General features: G+C 59.6%; 20 protein-coding genes. 7 read left to right on the top strand and 13 right to left on the bottom strand.

The genetic code is table 11. The features are described from left to right. Positions 1 to 6: 6 nt before the first annotated feature. From DA915_RS20485 to DA915_RS20465, 5 genes are all read right to left on the bottom strand, one after another. Positions 7 to 477: a cupin domain-containing protein gene (locus DA915_RS20485; protein WP_107677125.1), complete on the bottom strand. Its 471-nt coding sequence runs from the start codon at positions 475 to 477 to the stop codon at positions 7 to 9. A gap of 43 nt (positions 478 to 520) precedes the next feature. Continuing rightward, complete coding sequence (locus DA915_RS20480; RefSeq protein WP_371412721.1) at positions 521 to 931, bottom strand: carboxymuconolactone decarboxylase family protein; 411 nt, start codon at positions 929 to 931, stop codon at positions 521 to 523. Positions 932 to 1,010: 79 nt separating this feature from the next. Next, positions 1,011 to 2,027 carry an alpha/beta hydrolase gene (locus DA915_RS20475; protein WP_244600776.1) on the bottom strand — a complete coding sequence of 339 codons (1,017 nt, stop codon included), beginning with the start codon at positions 2,025 to 2,027 and terminating at the stop codon, positions 1,011 to 1,013. Between the two features lie 153 nt (positions 2,028 to 2,180). Next, complete coding sequence (locus DA915_RS20470) at positions 2,181 to 3,257, bottom strand: alpha/beta fold hydrolase (RefSeq protein WP_107677122.1); 1,077 nt, start codon at positions 3,255 to 3,257, stop codon at positions 2,181 to 2,183. Between the two features lie 129 nt (positions 3,258 to 3,386). Continuing rightward, a complete protein-coding gene (locus DA915_RS20465; protein WP_107677121.1) occupies positions 3,387 to 4,280 on the bottom strand; it encodes a LysR family transcriptional regulator in 894 nt (297 codons plus the stop codon). Positions 4,281 to 4,557: 277 nt separating this feature from the next. Between DA915_RS20465 and DA915_RS20455 the strand changes: the two genes are divergently transcribed. Further along, entirely contained in the window at positions 4,558 to 5,541 is a 984-nt protein-coding gene (locus DA915_RS20455; protein ID WP_107677120.1) for an aldo/keto reductase, read from the top strand. 46 nt (positions 5,542 to 5,587) lie between these two features. Further along, a complete protein-coding gene (locus tag DA915_RS20450) occupies positions 5,588 to 6,445 on the top strand; it encodes an aldo/keto reductase (RefSeq protein ID WP_107677119.1) in 858 nt (285 codons plus the stop codon). 444 nt (positions 6,446 to 6,889) lie between these two features. Here the strand turns inward: DA915_RS20450 and DA915_RS20445 are convergent, their stop codons facing one another. Further along, positions 6,890 to 7,639, bottom strand: coding sequence for an SDR family NAD(P)-dependent oxidoreductase (locus DA915_RS20445; RefSeq protein WP_107677118.1), 750 nt, complete (start codon positions 7,637 to 7,639; stop codon positions 6,890 to 6,892). 58 nt (positions 7,640 to 7,697) lie between these two features. Here DA915_RS20445 and DA915_RS20440 point away from each other — a divergent pair, with 58 nt between their 5' ends. Then, entirely contained in the window at positions 7,698 to 8,630 is a 933-nt protein-coding gene (locus DA915_RS20440) for a LysR family transcriptional regulator (protein WP_192886618.1), read from the top strand. Positions 8,631 to 8,681: 51 nt separating this feature from the next. On the opposite strand, the gene DA915_RS20435 is transcribed toward DA915_RS20440, so the two are convergent. From DA915_RS20435 to DA915_RS20405, 7 genes are all read right to left on the bottom strand, one after another. Then, positions 8,682 to 9,377: a response regulator transcription factor gene (locus DA915_RS20435; RefSeq protein WP_107677173.1), complete on the bottom strand. Its 696-nt coding sequence runs from the start codon at positions 9,375 to 9,377 to the stop codon at positions 8,682 to 8,684. 1 nt (position 9,378) lies between these two features. Beyond that, complete coding sequence (locus DA915_RS20430) at positions 9,379 to 9,756, bottom strand: response regulator (RefSeq protein WP_107677117.1); 378 nt, start codon at positions 9,754 to 9,756, stop codon at positions 9,379 to 9,381. A gap of 2 nt (positions 9,757 to 9,758) precedes the next feature. Continuing rightward, complete coding sequence (locus DA915_RS20425; protein WP_107677116.1) at positions 9,759 to 10,400, bottom strand: response regulator transcription factor; 642 nt, start codon at positions 10,398 to 10,400, stop codon at positions 9,759 to 9,761. Beyond that, positions 10,397 to 13,603: a PAS domain-containing protein gene (locus tag DA915_RS20420; protein WP_107677172.1), complete on the bottom strand. Its 3,207-nt coding sequence runs from the start codon at positions 13,601 to 13,603 to the stop codon at positions 10,397 to 10,399. Before DA915_RS20420 ends, DA915_RS20425 begins: the two co-directional genes overlap by 4 nt. A 221-nt stretch (positions 13,604 to 13,824) precedes the next feature. Continuing rightward, positions 13,825 to 14,685 (bottom strand): SDR family NAD(P)-dependent oxidoreductase, encoded by an 861-nt coding sequence (locus tag DA915_RS20415; RefSeq protein ID WP_107677115.1) that lies wholly within the window; start codon positions 14,683 to 14,685, stop codon positions 13,825 to 13,827. A 114-nt stretch (positions 14,686 to 14,799) separates the two neighbouring features. Further along, the gene (locus DA915_RS20410) at positions 14,800 to 15,780 is read right to left on the bottom strand and encodes an alpha/beta fold hydrolase (RefSeq protein ID WP_107677114.1); all 981 of its coding nucleotides are present in this window, start codon (positions 15,778 to 15,780) and stop codon (positions 14,800 to 14,802) included. Positions 15,781 to 16,033: 253 nt separating this feature from the next. Continuing rightward, positions 16,034 to 16,819 (bottom strand): alpha/beta fold hydrolase, encoded by a 786-nt coding sequence (locus tag DA915_RS20405; RefSeq protein ID WP_107677113.1) that lies wholly within the window; start codon positions 16,817 to 16,819, stop codon positions 16,034 to 16,036. Positions 16,820 to 17,240: 421 nt separating this feature from the next. On the opposite strand from DA915_RS20405, the gene DA915_RS20400 reads away from it, so the two are divergent. The 4 genes from DA915_RS20400 to DA915_RS20385 all read left to right on the top strand — a co-directional run bounded on the left by DA915_RS20400 (position 17,241) and on the right by DA915_RS20385 (position 20,685). After that, positions 17,241 to 18,209, top strand: a complete 969-nt coding sequence (locus DA915_RS20400) for an MBL fold metallo-hydrolase (RefSeq protein ID WP_107677112.1) — start codon at positions 17,241 to 17,243, stop codon at positions 18,207 to 18,209. A 131-nt stretch (positions 18,210 to 18,340) separates the two neighbouring features. After that, positions 18,341 to 19,093 (top strand): SDR family oxidoreductase, encoded by a 753-nt coding sequence (locus DA915_RS20395; protein WP_107677111.1) that lies wholly within the window; start codon positions 18,341 to 18,343, stop codon positions 19,091 to 19,093. Between the two features lie 72 nt (positions 19,094 to 19,165). Beyond that, the gene (locus DA915_RS20390; RefSeq protein WP_107677110.1) at positions 19,166 to 19,585 is read left to right on the top strand and encodes a cupin domain-containing protein; all 420 of its coding nucleotides are present in this window, start codon (positions 19,166 to 19,168) and stop codon (positions 19,583 to 19,585) included. Positions 19,586 to 19,659: 74 nt separating this feature from the next. Then, positions 19,660 to 20,685 carry a mechanosensitive ion channel family protein gene (locus DA915_RS20385; protein WP_107677109.1) on the top strand — a complete coding sequence of 342 codons (1,026 nt, stop codon included), beginning with the start codon at positions 19,660 to 19,662 and terminating at the stop codon, positions 20,683 to 20,685. Positions 20,686 to 20,687: the final 2 nt, after the last annotated feature.

The following is a 20,687-nucleotide window of genomic DNA, read 5'->3' as shown; positions in this document are numbered from 1 at the left end:
CAGAGGTCACCGCGCGTATTGTTCGTCGGAAACGTGTTCCATCCACTCGACCGACTTGCCGTCCAGTACCTCGGAAATCGCGATATGCGACATTCCGGTGGTCGCCGTTGCGCCGTGCCAGTGCTTCACGCCTGGCGGTATCCAGGCGATGTCACCCGGGCGGATTTCCTGCACTTCGCCGTCCCAATGCTGGACGAGGCCGACGCCTGCCGTGACGATCAGGGTCTGGCCAAGAGGATGGGTGTGCCAGGCAGTGCGCGCGCCGGGTTCGAATGTCACCGTGGCCCCACCGACCGTGGCCGGGGCAGTCGCGGAAAAACGGGAATCAACCCGGACGGCTCCGGTAAAGTTGGTCGACGGACCAGCCGTCGATGATTGGCTACCGGCTCGGGTTACCGTCACGCTCTTGTCGGGTTCGGCGAAAGCAGTGGACGCGCCTAGAGACATGGCAATAGTCATAAGGGTCTTCATGTTCATGGGATACCTGTCATGGTAAGGGCCGTGCGGGCTCGACCGTGATCTACTTCTCTGCGAAGACATCCTTGGCGATCGCCACCGCCGACACAGCGCTCGGCCAGCCGGAATAGAACGCCATGTGCGTGATGGTCTCGACGAGCTGCTCTTCGGTCAGGCCGTTGGCCTTGGCGCGAACGAGATGTGAACGAAGCTGGTCAGGACGGTTGAGGGTGATCAGCGCCGCGACCGTTACCAGGCTGCGGTCTCGTTGAGAAAGCTGCGGCCGCTCCCATACATCCGCGTAGAGGACGTCATCCGTCAATTCCGCCAGCTTGGGTGCGATATCGCCCATCAGTTGCTGAGTTCGCGAACGGGCGCTCTCGAGATTCGATGCTGGTTCTTGTGCCATGATTGTCTCCACTCCGGCTCCAAAGACGACGGCTGCGCTGAGAATTCCCGACATGAGTTTCTTCAAGTTGATTTCCTCTCGATAATTCAGTCCATCGGCTTCTGACGATGATGGGGCAGAAGGCGCTTGGCGCGCCTGAGAACCGTTACGCAGAATCGAGGTAACGGTCGAAGAACGGCTTCAGTCTGGACAGAGCCGCCTCGACATATTCGGGAACCCAATAGGTCTCGATGTGCCTGGCTCCCTCGATCTTGAACAATTCCTTGTCCTTGGTGCCCGTGGCCTTGGAGAACGCATCCTCGGTCATATAGAGGGTGTCGGCTTCGCTGCCTGCAATCATCAGGAGCGGCACGTCGATGAGTGCGATCTCGTCCGTCGCGTCCCACCGCATCAGGTCCATAAGGCTGCTCGTCGTGTACCTGAAGGTCGAACCCGGATGGGCGTGGGTACGCCAGTAGTAGTGGTAACCCTGCCGATAGAGGTCGAAAGGAAGCGCTTCGATCTGTGCATCCGTCAGATCGGCATCTCCGGAATAGAGGACCTTGCCGCCGGCCGCTTCCTGTGCGCGGGCGGCCGAGGCCTGTTGCAGGCGTTGCTGGATCGTGTCCATTTGGCTGTCCTGGAAGCCGTTGCGGCGGACACGGCCCGAATTGAACATGCTGAGCGTCGCCACAGCCTTGAAGCGCTTGTCGGTCTTTGCTGCCGCCAGCGAATAGCCACCGCCGCCACAGATGCCGAATAAGCCCAGCCGCGCCGTGTCGACGCCGGGGAAGCTGCTGATGAAATCCGCCATCCCGTGGATATCTTCGATGCGATGTTGAGGCTTGTCGACGCTGCGCGGTGCACCACCGCTTCCACCCTGATAGGCGGCATCAGCCGTGATCGTAATGAAGCCTCGCTCTGCCAGATGCTGGGCATAGAGGCCCGTCGTTTGCTCCTTCACACCGCCGTTGGGATGCGCAAGCACGATTGCGGGGTATTTCTTGGCCGGGTCATAATTGGCCGGAGTATAAATGTTGGCGACGATATCGAGGCCGTTCAGCTTGTACGTCACCGGGTGGATATTCACCTTGCCGGATTCGTTCTTGGTGATCGCGCCGTCATAGACGAGCGTAAAAGGGTTCTGCCTGTAGTTGGCTGCGACTGCCTGGGTGGTCGTCATGGTTGCCACTCCTAAAATTGCACCGGAGATGACGAGAGCCGATGCTTCGAGAAACTCGCGTCTCTTTCTGTTGATGATTTCGTTCGCCATCGTCAGGCTCCTTGTCTGATTGTGAATGCGCGAACGGCTGTTTCACGCGAACGGATCGGTGGTTCAGTCCAGCTTCTTGTCGGCGAGGAATTTCGAGATTTGATCGGCGATCTCGACGTTGTTCAGGTCCGACATCAGGAAGTGGGTGCCGCCCTTGATGCCGATATCCGGCAGGTGCACGAGCGTCGCATCGCCGCCGTGCTTGTTGATGGTGTCGACCCAGAGCTTCGCCATCGCCAGGCGCACACGCCAGTTGTCCTGCCCGCGTTCCTCGGTCGGTTCGATCGGGAAATTGTCGCCGTAGTAGACGACGATCGGCAGCTTGGTGAGCTTTTCGAAGTCCGCGGCGGGAACTGCCTCGGCCTTGAGTGTACCGGCGGCGCTCGGCATATCGGCGGGGAGCTCGCCTTCGGGGAAGATGAACCCGCTGCCCGGCTCAAGTGCTACGATGCCCTTGACGTTCGGGTTCTTGATCGCCGTCAGCCAGCCCGGTCCGCCCGCCTGCGAATGCGTGAACAGGATTCCCGGTCCGGTCCTTGCGAACAGGGCCGACATGGCGTTCGAGATCATGTTTGCATCGAACGGCCCTGTGTTGGGCGTGACCGAGCGGAAGAACTGGTTCAGCGTTTCGGGATCACGCGAGAACTGGACGTTGTCGAAATAGTCCGGCCATTTGCCAATCCTGAACTGGTCAAAGAATAACTGGTCGTATGGCGTCGGCTCGATCGTTGTCGCCACGGTGCTGTTGCCCGCGCGGCCACGACGCGGTTGATCCACCAGATAGACGGGATACCCGCGGCGCAAGAAGATGTTCTGGAAACCTTCTCGGCCGTCCGGCGTGGTCTCCCAGGAACGGCCCGACTGAAAGGCTCCGTGGAGCATGACGATCGGCAGCGGTTTCGGGTTCTCGGGCACCTGATAGAAGACGTAGGCGTGATCGCCGTGAAGAGTCTGGCCCTCGGCGGTCGGAGCGTTGTTGTTGTAGGTTCCGGGCGTGGCCGACACCGTGCCGCCAACCGCGAAGCTGCCCTGCTGCTCCACGACAAGAGGCTCCACCTTGGAGGCGGGTTGGGCATAGACCGCACCTGAAGACAGACTGAGAGCGGAAAATGCGATGGCTGAAAGAGTTCTGGAGAACATGCTCGATACACCTGCCTTGCAACATGAAGTTGGAAGAAGGCTACGCGAGCGGCATTCTGTTGATTAGATACTTATTTCCGATTGAAGATATTAGCCGTACTTATTAATCACGAACGGTTGATAACCACTTTACCTACGGTATCGTAGAGCGTCTACGACTAGGGCAAATGCCGGAGAGGCGTGCCGACGGTTAGGAAAATAGAGGTGGTAACCCGCAAACGGCATGCACCAGTCCTCAAGGACACGGATGAGTTTGCCCTGCGCAATATCGTCTTCCACGAGGTCTTCGGGCATATAGGCGAGACCGAGGCCCCGCCTCACGGCATCAAGACGCATTGCAATGTTGTTGAATACCATCTGGCCTTCAACCCGGACCTTGAGTTCGTGGCCGTCCTTCTCGAATTCCCATGCAAGGATGTTGCCATAAGTAGGCATCCGGATCTGGATGCAGTTGTGCGCCGTCAGGTCCTGCGGAATATCGGGCCACGGATGCTGCTGGAAATAGGAAGGCGCTCCCACAACCGCCATCCGCATTTCCGGGCCGATTTTCACGGCGATCATGTCTTTCGCCAGTTGCTCACCGAGCCGGACACCCGCGTCGTAACGTTCGGCGACAATATCGGTGAGGCCGTAGTCGACAGTGATCTCGACGTTGACATCCGGATTTTCGGGCAGGAATTTTTCGAGCGCCGGAGCAAGGACCGAGACCGCAGCATGCTCGCCCGCCGTAATCCGGACCGTTCCAGCCGGCTTGTCCCGCATCTCGCTGAGCGCCGCGAGTTCCGCCTGAATTTCTTCAAACCTGGGTCCCGCTGTCTGAAGAAGACGATCACCTGCAGCCGTCGGGGATACCCGTCGCGTCGTCCGCGTCAGCAGCCGAATGCCGAGCCGCTCTTCAAGGCCGCGGACAGTCTGGCTAAGGGCCGACTGCGAAACGCCAAGCTTCAAAGCGGCGCGAGTGAAACTTTCCTCGCGTGCGACCATTACGAAAGCGACCAGATCGTTGAAATTCTCCTGCGGCATTCATTAGGTGTCCTTATAGCTTCATCCCGATTACTGCCCCTAATCGACATGGTGGGCAAGAGCTATCTTTCCATCATCACAATGCGGCTTCGCCGTGCAGGACGGTTCAAGCCAAGGAAGTCAACGGGGCTGCAATGCCTGACGGAAACATGACTGCCTCTCCATCGAACAAGACCGCGATCCTCGCGATCATCCTGATCCTACCGCCCGGCGGCAGGCTCTGTCCGAAGAAGAAGCCGCGCCAACCAAATGCGTGGCCTGATCAAGGAGAATGACAATGCAAAAGCGAACACTCGGAACTTTGGAAGTATCCGCTCTCGGCCTCGGGTGTATGGGGCTCAGCCACGGCTACGGAGCCGCGACTGACACCAAGGATGCCGTGAAGCTCATCCGCGCCGCCCATGATCGTGGCGTCACCTTCTTTGATACCGCTCAGGTCTACGGGCCGTTCACGAACGAGGAACTTGTTGGCGAGGCTCTCGAACCGATCCGGGACAGGGTCGTCATCGCCACCAAGTTCGGGTTCGAACTTCCGAGCCCGGACGCTGGTCAGCATATGAACAGCCGACCCGACTACATCCGCCAATCGGTTGAGGGATCGCTGAAGCGGCTCCGGACCGAGGTCATCGACCTCCTGTACCAGCATCGCGTCGATCCGAACGTTCCGATCGAGGATGTTGCCGGAACCGTCAAGGACCTGATCGCCGAGGGCAAGGTCAGGCATTTCGGGTTGTCGGAAGCTGGCGCTCAGACCATCCGCAAGGCGCATGCCGTGCAGCCAGTGACGGCGCTTCAGAGCGAATATTCCCTGTTCTGGCGCGAACCCGAGAACGAGATCATTCCGACGCTCGATGAACTCGGTATCGGCTTCGTGCCTTTCAGCCCGCTCGGCAAAGGATTCCTCACGGGCAAGATTGACGCGACCGCCACCTTCGGCCCTGGCGACTTCCGCAGTATCGTTCCACGGTTCCAGACGGAGGCACTCAAAGCCAACCAGGCGCTCGTGGCGGCCCTGACACAGATAGCCGAGGCGAAAGGCGTCACGCCCGCCCAGATCGCGCTCGCATGGCTGCTGGCTCAAAAGGAATGGATCGTTCCGATCCCCGGCACCACCAAGCTGCATCGCCTGGAAGAAAACCTCGGCGCGGCAACCGTAGAGCTCACCGCCAGCGATGCTTCCGAGATCGCGGACGCACTCGCGAAGATTGACATCGTCGGCGACAGATACCCCGCGCATCTTCAGGCGCGTGTCGGAAAGTGAAACAGGCGGGGTGCGCCGGCGCCCGCCTTGGATAAAAGGAAATGACATGACCAAAACCGTTCCCACAGTCACCCTGAACAACGGGATCGAGATGCCGATACTTGGCTTCGGCGTCTTCCAGGTGCCCGATCCTGCCGAGTGCGAGCGCAGCGTCCATGACGCGATCGATGTCGGCTATCGTCTGCTCGACACCGCAACGTCATATGGCAACGAAGAATCCGTCGGCACGGCGATCCGCAACCACGGCATTGATCGAAGTGATCTGTTTGTCACGACCAAGCTCTGGATCGAGGACGCGACATACGAGGGCGCGAAGGCCGCTTTCGAACGTTCCCTGAACAAGCTGCAGCTCGACTATCTGGACCTCTGGCTCATCCACCAGCCTTTTGGTGATGTCTATGGCGCTTGGCGTGCGATGGAAGAGCTGTATAAGGCGGGTCGCATCCGCGCGATCGGTGTCAGCAACTTCTATCCCGACCGCTTGCTGGATTTCGTGCTTCACAACGAGATCGTCCCCGCCGTCAATCAGATCGAAATCCATCCGTTCCATCACCAGGAAGACGCGCAGAAGCTGCTTCAGGAATACAACGTTCAACCCGAAGCATGGGGACCTTTCGCGGAGGGAAAGAACGGGCTGTTCACGAACGAGCTCTTGCAGTCGATCGGCAAGAAGCATGGGAAAAGTATCGCGCAGGTCGTGCTCCGGTGGCTGATCCAACGCAACATCGTCGCCATCCCGAAGTCTGTGCGCAAAGAGCGGATGGCTGAGAACTTTTCGGTCTTTGACTTCGAACTGGATCAGGAAGACGTCGCAGCGATCGGTTCGCTTGACCAGAAGGCCAGCAGCTTCTTCGATCACCGCGATCCGGCAATGGTGAAGTGGCTTGGCACGCGCAAGCTCTGAAACAAGGCCCTCAGGTATCGGGCTGTTGACCTCCCAAGGGCTCCGAGGAAACTCGGAGCCCTTTTGGCGTCTGGAATATAAAACCGAACCCGCACCGCTGCCAACGGCGAAACAGGGTTGCTGGTCATAAAATCAATCCGGCAACTCACTTCCATATGCGAGTGAAGGGCACGCGAGTGACAAGCGTTTTGCAAGCTAGGTAGCCACACCGGCTCTTGCGCTATCCTAATCAGAACCAATACCCCATGGCACCCCGAAAGCGGTCTCCGCTGACCAACCATTCTGAAAACAAAAGATTTTCGGGTATTTAAGGTAACCATAACCGCCAGGAGAGGCCGTGTTTGTTCGACTGATTGCTGCTTTGTGTCGTTGGTTTCGTGTCTGGTCGGTCTCTGCTCCCGACTAACTGCCGGGAGCGCCTCCATTTGGCGTTTTCCGAGTCTTTCAGGCCAGGGCCATGCCCCCGTCAGCATGAAGTTCGATCCCATTGATGAAGCTGCCCGCATCTGAGGCGAGGAAGAGCGCGGCGCGCGCCAGCTCCTCCGGCCGGCCCATCCGCCCTGCGGGAATGAGCGATGCCATCTGATCCTCGAATTCGGGACGTCCGGCCTCTGAGACGCCGAGCTTGCCGAGGATTTCCGTCTCGACCGGCCCAGGACTAAGCACATTGACGCGGATGCGCCGTGCCTTGAATTCGAGCGCCCAATTCTTGGCAAAAGCGGCGACGGCGGCCTTCGAACCGGCGTAAACCGCGTGGTCCGGCAACACCTTTGTCGCCGCCAGCGAACTCGTGACGATGATGTTGCCGCCATCGCGGATCAACGGTGCAATCGTCTGTACGCCGAAGAACACGCCGCGCGTGTTGATGGCGAAATGCCGATCGAAGTCTTCCGGTGTCACGTTGTGGGACGCAGTGAGGTTGATGACCCCGGCGTTGGCAATATAGATATCGAGGCCGCCAAAATGGTTCTCCACCATGTCCAGCACATCGTGATGATGTTGGAGGTCGGCAACGTCGCCCACGACGCCAATGGCATGATGACCGATATCGCGCACCGCTTCGTCGACGACATCCTGGCGCCGGCCGGTGATGATGACCCTCGCGCCTTCTTCAGCAAAAAGCTTGGCGGTCGCTCTGCCGATGCCGCTATTGCCGCCGGTGATAACGGCGACCTTGTCTTTGAGATGTTTCATTGTTTATCTCCTTTCAACGGAGCTTGAGATAAACGTCGGTACTCTCATCCATTAGATCATGGGCAGGCATATGATCTGTGCCGCGGAGTTGCAAATGCCGAACCTGCTGAACGAGACTTCTGGATTGATGGCCTTTGTACGAACGGTGGAGGCCGGTTCCTTTAGCGCTGCGGCACGCACTCTCGATACGACGCCATCGGCGGTCTCGAAGAGCGTGGCGAGGCTTGAAAAAAAGATCGGCTCGCGTCTCTTCCTGCGCTCCACCCGCGCCCTGACGTTGACGCAGGACGGCCAGATTTTCTTCGAACGGATTGCTCCGCTTTTGCGGGATCTGGATTCGAGCGATGAGGCAATCGGCGCGGGCTCTCCACTCGCCGGCCGCCTGCGCGTCAGCATGCCAAGTGAGCTGGCACCTCTGCTTCTGCCTCGGCTGTTTACAGGCTTTGCGGCTGACAATCCCAACTTGCATCTCGATATCGGCCTTACTGATCGCTTCGTCGATCTGATCCGGGAGGACTACGATCTCGTGTTGCGTGCTGGCAATCCGACACAAGGAGATTTGATAGTCCGCCATCTGGCCAATTTGCCGATGGCGATCGTCGCATCTCCGGGTTTTCTTGAGACCTTGGGCAATCCGTTGCCCGTCGAACATCTGGCAGCCGTGCCCTTTGCCCGTTACGTGCTCGCCGGCTCAATCCAGCCTGTACGTCTGGCGGACGGCAGCAGCTTTGTTCCCGCCGGTCGCGTAGATTGCGATTCCGGCGCCGCACTCATCCAGGCGGCGCTCGCCGGGCTGGGTGCTGCCTATTTGCTGCGATGCCTAGTGACGAAGGAGTTGCAAGCGGGCGCTCTTATTGCCGTTGCGCCGAAGATCGCGCTTCCGAGCCTGCCATTCAATGCGTTGCACGCCTTCGGCCGCACCGTTCCCTTACGCGTCAAATTGTTCTGCGACTTCATAGCCCGTGAGGCGAGGGCCATCGAAGCGATGTGAGTACAAAACATGCCATCGGCGACACCGGTGTCCTTGGCTGGGTCGATCCCGTCAGAACCGGGGGCCGCCAACCTCGCGCATTGCCACGGGCAGCGTCTCCCACGCCCTGATCAACTCGCCTATCGACCCGGCCTCCATCTTACGCATGACGTTGGCGCGGTGCAGCTTGACCGTGACCGCGCTTATTCCGAGGTCGAAGGCGATCTGCTTGCTGAGCCGCCCCCGCGCCACTTCACCCAAGATCTCGCGCTCGCGGTGCGTCAGCGTTCCAAGGCGTTCGATGTTACGCTTGACGACCAGGGCTTTGGCCCGCCGCGAAGCGTCGAGTGCAAGGCCGACGATTACCGCATCAAGCAGCGTCTGGTCGCGCACCGGCTTGGTGAGAAAATCGACGGCGCCGGCTTTCATCGCCTGCACGGTCATGGGAATATCACCATGTCCAGTCAGGAAGATGATTGGCTTTGCATTGCCGCTCTCCGCCAGATGGTTCTGCAGATGAAGGCCGCTCGCCCCAGGCATGCGCACGTCAAGGATGAGGCAGCCAGGGCTGTCCAGTATGTTGGCGTCAAGCACTTCACGGGTAGAGGCGAAGCTCACGGGCTGAAAACCCGCCGAGAGGATCAGCTCCGACAAGGCCTCGCGAACGGCCGCATCGTCATCTACGATGACGACAACGGGCTCACTTGTGTCATTCTCATGCTGCCGCGACAGCGGTGCGGATCTCCGGAGCGGCTGGTTCATTCGCATATCACCCTCCATTTTTTGATTTTTGCAAGGCTTCCCCTATTGCAATGAGCAGGGCGGGCGCATCGAAAGGCTTGCGGAAAAAGCCGCTGATGCCCTGCGCACGGCCCTGGTCGGCGATCTCGTGGCGGCCGGTGATCAGGAATACCGGTAACTCTGGACGCGCCTTGTTAACGATGTCACGAAGCTCAAAGCCGTTCGTGCCCGGCATGCCAATATCAGTGATCAACAAATCCAGGTTCGATAGGCCGCGAGTGAGCAGATACTCCGCTGATCGAAAACAGCAGGCTGCATAGCCGGCGGATTCCAGTAGCTCCTCCAGCGACTCGAGCAGCCGTGGATCGTCATCGACCACCGCGATGATAGGTCTTGTATTCTCCATGCTCAATTTCCTCCCGCACGGCGCGAATGGGTGATCGGTATTCCCAATCGCTCTGCTATGCGCACGAGGTCGGCGAGCGATGCTGCCGCCATTTTCTGCATTACGTTCCTCCGATGGATTTGCAGTGTCACTTCGCTGATTCCGAGTTGAGATGCTGCCTGCTTGTTGAGCAGGCCGCTGACCACGAGCGGCAACACGTCGCGTTCGCGTGGCGTCAGTTCGAGATAGCGTTGTTTCAGCATGCCGATTTCCGCCCGCTCCGATCGCTTTCGCCGATCTTCGGAAATTGCCGTGTGCACGGCAGTCATAAGGTCCGCGTCGCTGAACGGTTTGGTGAGGAAATCTACCGCACCGTGCTTGATCGCTCGCACCGACGAGGGAATATCGCCATGGCCGGTAATGAAAACGATCGGGGGATGATCACCTTCCGCGATCTGCCGCTGCAGTTCGAGACCGTTTATATCGGGCAGTTCAACGTCGAGTATCAGGCAGGCAGGTAGATCCGGTCTCTCGGCGTTCACATAATCGCCCGCTGAACCGAACGAGATGGCGCGCATGCCGTGGGTGTCCAGGAGTTCGCCGAGCGCCTCCCTGATGCGTTCGTCATCGTCGACGATGAAAACAACATGGCCATCCGTTATCATGGCACCGCTTTCCCAACGATCGGCAAGGTGAAAATGAACCGCGCGCCACGCGGCTCATTCTTCTCGGCCCATAAACGCCCGCCATGCGCCTCGACGATCGAACGGCAAATCGCAAGACCCATGCCCATTCCGTTCTCTTTCGTCGTGAAGAAAGGTTCGAAGATCTGATCCGGGAACTCGATGCCGTCTCCCCGATCCCCTATTTCTGTCTGCACCTCACTGCCCACGCGATGGGCGAGCACGTCGATAACTTTTTCCCCTGCGACAGCCTCCATTGCCTCCATGCCATTGCGGATGAGATTGACCAGGACCTGCTGGATCTGGATGCGGTCGACCGCGATAGGTGGAAGCTTGCCTTCCATATCGAAGTCGATCCGGATACGACGGCGCAAAGCCTCGCCAGCCACCAGGTTGCACGCCTCGGCTATAACGCCGGAGAGTGACAGGCTGATTCTATTCTCCACGGATTGTTTGAACAGCGCCCGGATACGGCTGACGACCTCCGCCGCCGAATTGGCATCGCGGATGACCCGTTCGATCGTGATCTTCGCTCGCTCGACGTTAACGGGCTCAGCCGACAGCCAGCGGTAGCACGCATGCGAATTGGCGACGATTGCCGCCAAAGGCTGGTTCACCTCGTGTGCGATGGAGGCGGAAAGCTCGGCAAGACTCGCCGCTTGGCTGGCGCGCGCCAGCCTCTCGTGCGCCATGCGCAACTCCTCCTGCATCCGAACCTCGCCATCGATATCCAGGCAGATCACATTCCACTGCACGATTGCACCTTCGTTGTCGCGCATCGGCGCGGCGCGCGTCTCGACCCAGCGATATTCGCCATCGAAACGGCGCAAGCGGTGCCTACGTGCGTACGGCTCGCCACTCGACAGGCAATGGGCGTACTGTTCCTTGACCCCAGCAACATCCTCTGGGTGTACCCCGGCATCGAGCGTGCCATTCAGCCGCGATTTGGCTTTCCCATCCAGTTCTTCCAACTGATACCCAAGGAACTCGCGAAGTTTCTGGCTGCGATATACCGGCTCGCCGTTCGGCGCGGCGCAATCGATCATTGCCGGCAGCGTTTCCACCAGTTGCCAAAGAAAGCGCTCTCTTTCTCGTAACGCCTCCTGCGCGAGCATCTCATCTTCGATATCGATCGAGATGATATACCATTGCACGATCGAACCATCGGCATCGAGCAGAGGCTGCGCGCGGGCTTCGATCCACCGATAGGTTCCATCCCTGGTACGCCGACGAAACCGATTTACAAAAGGCTGGCCGGTCGCGAAGCCATTCATCGCTCTCTGAAACATGATCGGAAAGTCTTCAGGGTGAGCCAAATCTCGCGCCAGTGAATCGAAGTCCTCGATGTCGGGTGTCGGTGAACCGACGTTGTCCAGATATCGTCTGCTCGCATAGGTCATCTTGCGCGACGGAGCGAAACTCAGAATATTGATCGGGAGGGTGTCGATCATCTGCTCCAGTTGCCGCTTGCTGCTCTTCAGCGCCTCTTCGGCCTGTACCTGGTCGTCGACGTCTATGGACACCTGATACCAGTGAACGATCGCCCCGTCTTCATCGCACAGAGGCTGCGCGCGCGCCTCTATCCAGCGATAGTTGCCATCTTTCCAACGCCGGCGATACCTCATCATGAATGCGTCGCCTGTTTTAAGGCAGTTGGCTGACGCTCGCAGCACCCCGGGGGCATCTTCGGGATGCACCAGCTTTTGCGCCACTCGGACGGTATCTTCGAAGTTCGCCTTGGAAAGGCCGAGATCCTCCAAAGATCGCTTGTTGACGTAGGCCAGCTCGCCGGCAGGCGTCCAGCTCCAGATGTGGACTGGCAAGGCGTCCACGAGCTGCGACAACTCTCGCTCCCGATCGCGCAAGGTCTCCAGCGCGCGCACCTCATCGTCGATGTCGATGGAGATTGCGTACCATTGCAAGATCTTCCCGGCTTCGTCTCGCAATGGTTCGGCTCGGCCATCAACCCAGCGATACACGCCGTCGGCGCGACGCATGCGATATTTCATCGAGTATGGTTCGCCTGTAGCAACGGCATGGCGCACCGCCTGCAATAGACCGGGTGCATCATCTGGATGAACAAGAGTCTCAACGTTTGTCACGAGTTGGCTTGTACCCGGCATGTTCAACTGTTGCAGATCAAACCCGAAAAAATCTATCAGGCGCTTGTTGAAGAAGGTCGGCTCGCCTTCGGGCGTTAGTCGTCTGATGTGGACTGGGACCATGTTTACGATCTGCGAGAGTTCTCGTTCCCGGTCGCGCAGGGCTTCCACACTCTGGCGCAATGTCAGCAACGTGAGTTGGTGCTGCCGGGATATGGCGGCCACGATCAGCGCCGAAAATGCCGAGATCGCCAAGAAGAGTTGCAGCATGATCTGGTTGTGGCGCTGACTCTCGGCATTTCCGGCAAACTGGCTGGCGCCGGATACCGTGAAGATCGCGGTTATTAGCGCAAGGAGGGCGAGGGTGACGGCAGCCCCCTTGAATTCGAAGCGCACCGCGGCCCAAAGCAATGGCGGCATGACGATATAGGCGAATGGCAGGTAGCCGCCGAGCGAAAGGGCTGCGACGCCGAGAAGGATAAGTCCCACGACGCATGCTTCAAGCCATCGCGCAACAGATAGCTCGGCCTTGCCGTTCCAGTTCTGGATCACGACCAGCGCGAGCGGCCCGACGATCAGGACACCAGTGGCGTCCCCGACCCACCAGAGCGGCCAGGCCCCTGAGAAGGTTTGTGAAAATATGCCAAACCAAGCAAGCGTCGCGCTTCCGACCGTCGCGCTCACCACTGGGGCAATTCCAGCGCCTAACACGACGAATACAAGGACTTCCCGCAGGGTTTCGAGCCGAACCGGCCGACCCAAGGCCCGGTTTACGAGCCACGCGCCAACCGTGGCTTCGAGCGCGTTGCCGGCATAAATCAGAATGGCAGCGGGCAGCGGGCTGTGGAACCACAGGATATTGCCGAATAGCTCCCCGAGCCCGCCGACCAATACCCACCACGGCCAACTCTGCTTGGGTGCGAGCATAAGGGTTGCAATGAAAAGCCCGCTCGGAGGCCATATGGAAATGCCTGTCCCGGGTACGATTGCGAGTGCCTGTGCGAAGCCACAACCCAGGACGTAGGCGATAAAGAATAGAGCCAGGTGCGGGAGAAGGGGGCGGTATGACCAGACGCGCGTCATCGGCGACTCCTGCAGGGAGAATAGAGCTTTGGCGGCGTCAGCACGTCGAATGGCTAGTTTCGATAGCAGCGTCAGCGATTCCGTATTGTACCCTATTCGCGCCATTGCACGGCCGCAACTTATGGAAATCCATGTATTGGCGGCGATACCTTCGTTTGGTTTCTTCGGAAGAAAACTGCAAGCCTCAATGATATCCGACATCCATTTGGATCGTTCCTGCCTCAGTCCAGAAGCCGTAGGGGCGAGGCATCCTCATCGAAGTCCGTCGACCGGCTGACCTCGTTCCACTGGAGCGCTGCCGCCGATCGGACCGCATCGTTCTGGGAAATTCGCGCCAGTGCGTCGCTTCCGAGGACGAGCTGTTCCGGCAAATCATCCCGGCGTGAAAGATCGAAGATGACGGCGGCCACCTTGTCGGGATCGCCGGGCTCGGTGCCGGCATAACCCTCCGTCATTCTCATGATCGCGCCGATGGTCGGCTCGTATTCCGGCAGGAGAGGCGGGACGTGGCTGCGTGCGATCCGTGTCCAATTCGTGCGGATGCTGCCCGGCTCGATGGCGATGGCCTTGACGCCGAACGGCTTGACCTCCTTGGCGAGCGAAGCGGTGAAGCCGCTCACCGCCCATTTCGCTGCGCTATAGGCAGTCGAACCGGGACTGCCGAAGCGCGCCGAACTGGATGAGATGTTGATGATATGTCCTGATTTTTGCAGGCGCATCACGGGGAGTGCTGCGCGCGTAAGATTGACCACACCGTAGAAATTGGTGTCGATCTCCGCCCTGAAATCATCTTCGGAGACCTGTTCGAAAGGGCTGAGATGCGCATAGCCGGCATTGTTCAGCAGCACATCGAGACGCCCGAACCGCTCCAATGCGGCTGCGACTGCGCCTCGCGATGCGGACGCGTCTGTCACATCGACTTCGATGAGTTCCACTTGCTCCTCATAGCGGCGCGCAAGGTCGAGAAGGCTGGAGACGTTGCGCGCCGTTGCGATGAGGTTCTCGCCGCGTGCGAGCACGAATTCGGCCGTGCTACGGCCGATGCCGCTGGCACTGCCGGTTATGAGCCAAGTCTTTGACATGGTGGATAACCTCTAAAAAGGCGATGATAGAAAGGATCGAGGAACTGGCGCGGCGAGGCCGCGCCAGTTCAGGAGGGCTCGCGGAGCACGGCGGTCTGCTCCGCAAGCCTTGGGTCAGGTCTTGAGGAACGCGAGCAGGTCGGCGTTCACTTGGTCCTGATGCGTGGCGGTAATGCCATGCGGCGCGCCCGGGTAGTAGATTTCCTTGGCACCCTTGATCAGCCGCGCGGATTTGACGGCGGAATCCTTGATCGGAACGATCTGGTCGTCTTCGCCATGCAGGAGGAGTGTCGGCACGTCGAACTTCAGCAGGTCTTCCGTGAAGTCAGTTTCCGAGAATGCCTTGACGCATTCATAGGCGTTGAGCAGGCCGGCCTGCATGCTCAACCGCCAGAACTGGTCGAGGGTGCTTTGGGAGACACTCGAGCCCGGTCGATTGGCGCCGTAGAATGGCAGGGCGAAGTCTCGGTAGAACTGTGAACGATCCTTGGCGAGACCGGTGCGGATCGCATCGAAGGCCTCTATCGGCAGACCTTCCGGATTGGTCGCCGATTTGACCACGACCGGCGGCACGGCGCCGATCAATACGGTCTTGGCGACGCGCTTCGTGCCATGCCGGCCGATATAGCGGGCGACCTCGCCGCCGCCGGTGGAGTGGCCGACCAGCGTTGCGTCCTTAAGGTCCAGCGCCTCGATAACGGCTGCCAGATCGTCGGCGTATCCGTTCATGTCGTTGCTCGCCGTCGGCTGGCTGGAGCGTCCATGGCCGCGGCGATCGTGCGCCACGACGCGGAAGCCGCGCTGGGCGAGGAAAAGCATCTGGCCGTCCCAGGCATCGGAATTCAGCGGCCAGCCGTGAGAGAAGGTGACGACCGGGCCAGTCCCCCAGTCTTTATAGTAGATTTCTGTGCCGTCCTTGGTGGTGATCGTGCTCATTGCTTGCTTTCCGTGATTGATGGTGGCGGGGAGAGGCTGCTTCGGAGTCTTTGCAGCGGTAACCGCGGGCAAGCCTGCGACGATACTGGCAGCGAGGCCGCCGAACAGGGCGCCGCGGCGTGAGACTTCGGCAGTCAATGAGTTTGAAATGTCTGACATATTTTATCCTTCACGATGATTGAAATACGAACGAGGATGGCGACCGGCAGCCCGGAAAATTATTGGTCGAAAGCATCTGCGGACTGTGCGAGGGTTTAGCTGATCGCATCGAACGGCTAAGGCGCTTGTGCCTGTGGATCGGGGCTACCAGAGAACAGCCCGTGACCCTGAAGCCGATGCCGGCCGAGCTGTCGGAAACTGTGCCCGTAATTTCGTTTGAGGCGGAACTTATCCGGGAAGGCGATGTGGATGCTCACCGGGCGGATGCCGCTTCCTCGATGAGAGTGGCGACTTCGCCGGGATGTGAGACCATGAGCGCGTGCGAAGCCCCGTCGACCACGACAGTTTTTGCGGCGTGTGCCCGCTCGGCCATGAACCGCATGACCGCTGGCGGAATGTTGCGGTCGGCGGATCCGTAGATCATGTAGGAGGGCAGCAGCTTCCATGATGCCGCGCCGGAGGGTTCGGCGAGAGCAGCCTCGGCGACGGGACGCTGTGTCGAGGCCATCAGCGCCGCCTTATCATCTGAAACGTCGGCGGCAAACTGGAGATGAAATTTCGACTGCTGGATGTAGAGGTCTTGCGTGCCGTCCGATAGCCTCACCGGCGCGAGCGCGCTGCCAAGTGTACTGCCTGGGAATTTGCCTGACAGGGTGAGGCTAGATTCGCCAGTGTCCGGCATAAAACCCGCAACATAAACCAGGGCCTTCACGTTCGGATTGCTGTTTGCGGCTTCGGTAATGACCGGTCCGCCATATGAGTGGCCGACCAGAACCACCGGGCCACGGATGGTGCGAACGACCGCTGCGACGGATGCGGCATCGGACGCGACGCTGCGAAGTGGGTTAGATGCCGCGATCGCCACATAGCCATCCCTGGTCAGGCGGGCAATCACAGCATCCCAGCTCGATGACTCGGCAAAGGCGCCGTGAACGAGAACAACTGTCGGCTTGAGATTGTGATCTTGGGATTGCGCACTGGCGACAGTCAGCGTAGCGATCGCGGCGCCAAGCGCTAAGGCATTGATAATTTTGAGCATCTTCTTCTCCAGACGCTGCGGTTGCGTATGCCGGAAGAATGTGTGGGTTTTCGGTTGCAAACCATCCTACGTGGGACGGGCCTATCCACTGCCGAAGTATAGGAGGGGATGGCTCAAACGGCGGGGAACCTGATCGATCGGCAAGCCAAACTCCATCAAGTACTGACCGGGAGCGCCTTCCGACCAGATGGATGATGCGCGATGCAAACGCACCGGGCGGATCCATATGCCCGGCAAGGCCCACTGCAAAGTGTCTGCTCCTTCATGCCATCGCGGCCGCACTGAGAGCATAGGCTGCCCTATCCTCAGGTATGGCCTTTCCTCTTCCTTGGCCGGGTCGACCGCTAAACGCGCCTCAACATAAAATCCGTGCCGTGGCTTGCAGCCGACACGTTTCAATTACGCAAAACAGGAGCGCATCATGTCGCAGACCGAAACGAAACCCCGTTCGATTGCTCGGCAGGAGAACAATATGAGCTTGGACAACAACTCGAACCTCGGTAGAACGGGACCCGAAGAGTTGGTCCCGTCGCGCTACGCGGTGCGGGTCGGCGAGATTGACGTGCTGGTGGTCAGCGATGGGGTGCTACCACTCCCAACCGAAATGCTCGGGCACAACGCTGATCCAGCCGCCCGCGCGGCCTGGCTGGACGAAATGTTCCTGCCAGCGGAAGCCTTCGACTGGTCGCTCAATGTTGCTGTGGTACGCAGCGGCGATCGGACCATCCTGATTGACGCCGGGCTGGGATTGGATCCGAATTTGAATCTCCCTCGGGCTGGTCAGTTGGTCAGGCGGCTGGACGCAGCAGGCATTGATCTTGGGTCTGTGACCGATATTGTGCTGACCCATTTGCACATGGACCATATCGGCGGCCTCGTCGTCGAAGGTGTGAAGGACCGGCTGCGGCCAGATCTGCAGATTCACGTGGCAGCCGCCGAGGTCAAGTTTTGGGAGGCGCCCGACTTCACTTACGCTCACATGCCACAAGGTTTCCCGGACGCCCTTAGGGCAACCGCCAAGCGTTTCGTGGCGGAATACCGGGCCCATCTGCGGCAATTCGATGAGCAACATGAGGTGGCGCCAGGCGTGGTCGTCCAGCGCACAGGCGGCCATACGCCCGGGCACAGTATAGTTCGTCTGGCATCTGGTGGTGACAGGCTGACATTTGCCGGCGATGCTGTCTTTGCGGTCGGTTTCGATCACCCCGACTGGTTCAATGGCTTCGAGCACGATCCGGAGGAGGCGGCCCGCGTTCGCGTCCGTCTTCTGACGGAACTGGCACGGACCGGCGAACAGCTCGTCGCCACCCATCTGCCGTTCCCGTCCGTTGGCCGGGTGGCGATCGACGGCGACGCGTTTCGCTGGGTTCCGGTCTTCTGGGACTATTGACGCTTATTGGTTCAGAGCTCGCGGCTCTGCCGACAGATCCACGACTTCGACAGGGCCGGCCTGGACCAGGGTAATCATCTTCGAAACCAGCAACAACGCGGCGCGCCGAGCGGCCGCGCATGGAGAATCTCATGAAAATCGTCATCATCGGCGGAACGGGCCTGATCGGTTCAAAGACGGCCGAGCGCCTTCGCAAGCAGGGCCATGAAGTCATTGCCGCCGCTCCTAACACCGGCGTCAACACGATCACGGGTGAAGGTCTCGCCGAGGCGCTCGCCGGAGCCTCCGTCGTTATCGACCTGGCAAACTCGCCGTCCTTCGAGGACAAGGCCGTACTCGAATTCTTTGAGACATCGGGCCGCAATCTGGCGGCGGCGGAAAAGGCCGCCGGCGTAAAGCATCACATCGCGCTTTCCATTATCGGTACCGATCGCCTGCCCGAGAGCGGCTACATGCGCGCCAAGGTCGCTCAGGAAAAGATCATCAGGGATGCCGGCATTCCCTATACGATCGTCCACTCGACGCAATTCATGGAATTCCTTGGCGGCATCGCCCAGGCGGGCACCGTAGGCGACACGACCCGCCTGTCGACGGGCTTTTTGCAGCCGATCGCCTCCGATGACGTTGCAGATTTCGTTACGGATGCGGCCCTTGCGGCGCCGGTCAACGGCATCATCGAGATTTCCGGCCCCGAGCGCGCACGCCTTTGCGATTTCGTCGCCCGCTACCTCAAGGCGATCGGAGATAGCCGCAAGGTCGTGCCCGATCCGGAAGCGCACTATTTCGGTACGAAGCTGGAAGACGGGTCACTCGTCTCCGACGACAATCCCCGCCTCGGCCGGATCAATTTCGACCAGTGGTTTGCAACTGCCCCACGCCGATAACGGCTTCCGGCGGTACAGGATGCGCCTTGCCTATGAGGCGCATTCCATTCAACCTCCAAAAGGAATGGAAAGATGAAAAAGTCGCTTCTCACTGCGCTCGCAATCTGTGCGCTCGCTTTCGGCCCTGCCTCCGCCCACGACACTACAGGCGGCAAGGAATCCACGGTCTCCTTGGTCTATGACCATGAACTGCCGAATGTACCCGGCAAGAGCATCAGGGGCGTTCTCGTTGAATATGGTCCCGGCGGCTTTTCCGATGGCCATACGCATCCGAGTTCGGCCTTTATTTATGCCACCGTGCTGGAGGGCTCGATCCTCAGCCAGGTCAATGATGGCCCGGTCAAGGAGTACACGGCAGGCGAGAGCTTTTCCGAACTGCCGGGAGATCGCCATGGCGTGTCTAGGAATGGCAGCGACACAAAGCCCGCCAAGCTGCTGGCCGTATTCGTGGTCGATACCAACCAGAAGGAATTGACCTTCCCACTGAAGTAGTAACACCGGTGGGCCGGATGCCGCGCATCGCATTCGGCCCCGTTGTGCACGCCCCTTGCCCGTGAGCCTTTGCCATGTTGAGTGATCGTCTTCTGCTGCCGTTCCTGCTGATCGATCTTCTCGGGATCGCAGGTATCGTCGTCTGGTATCTCCAGGGCCGCAACCGCCCGACCGCGCGGCTTGTCGTTCAAATCCTCTTCTTCGCGGGAATGACGGCCGTGCTTGGCTTCAGCGGCATCCTGCCGCATCGTGTAAGCGACACCGACCCGAAAGGGGTCGTCGCTCCGCTGGCCACATTGGCGCGCGTTCTCTGGTGGACCCATCTGGCATGGGCGACCATAGGTTTCGTGCGCATCTACATTGTTCTCGACCACAGACCCAGGGAAGCGCGGCTGATACAGGATCTGATCGTCGCCGCTGTTTATCTTGGCGTGACGCTGTCGATCATGGGATTCGTCTTTGGTGCGCCGATCGGAACGCTGATGGCAACGTCCGGCGTCGTTGCCATTATCTTCGGTCTTGCGCTGCAGAATACGCTGGGCGACGTCTTCTCCGGCATTGCAATTACCCTCGGCAAGCCATTCGTCATCGGCGATTGGATACAACTGGCCGACGGCACGGAGGGACGGGTTGTCGAAAACGACTGGCGCTCGACACATCTGCTCACCGGCGCCCATAATGTCGTTGTTCTACCCAACAGCGTTCTCGCGAAGGTCGCTCTGACCAATCTTAGCCGGCCGGACGAAACGCATCAGATCGCGCTCACTGTCCGCGTTGCTGCGGCACATACGCCGCAGCATGTCGAGGAGGTGATGCAGGCCGCCCTGCAGGAGAGCACCCGGATCGTGCAGGAGCCGCCGCCGATCGTCGTTCTGAGGGCGATTGATGCTCTTGCCATCGAAACGGAACTGCAGTTTCGTGTCACCAGCCCGGCCAACCGCACGCCAGCCCGCAACGAGGTGATCGATCTTGTCTACCGCGGTTGCAAGACGAACGGCCTTTCTCTGGCAATGCCACCCGAGAGCCTGCTCTGGGGGGCAACCATTACGGGCGGTGAGCCCGCAGCTATCGTCGGGCCGCTCTCATCCAGCGCGGGTTAGCC

The organism is Agrobacterium sp. LAD9, from assembly GCF_003031125.1.
Lineage (GTDB): Bacteria > Pseudomonadota > Alphaproteobacteria > Rhizobiales > Rhizobiaceae > Agrobacterium > Agrobacterium radiobacter.
The sequence above is the reverse complement of the archived record's forward strand: the minus strand, read 5'-3'. Positions and strand labels throughout refer to the sequence as shown.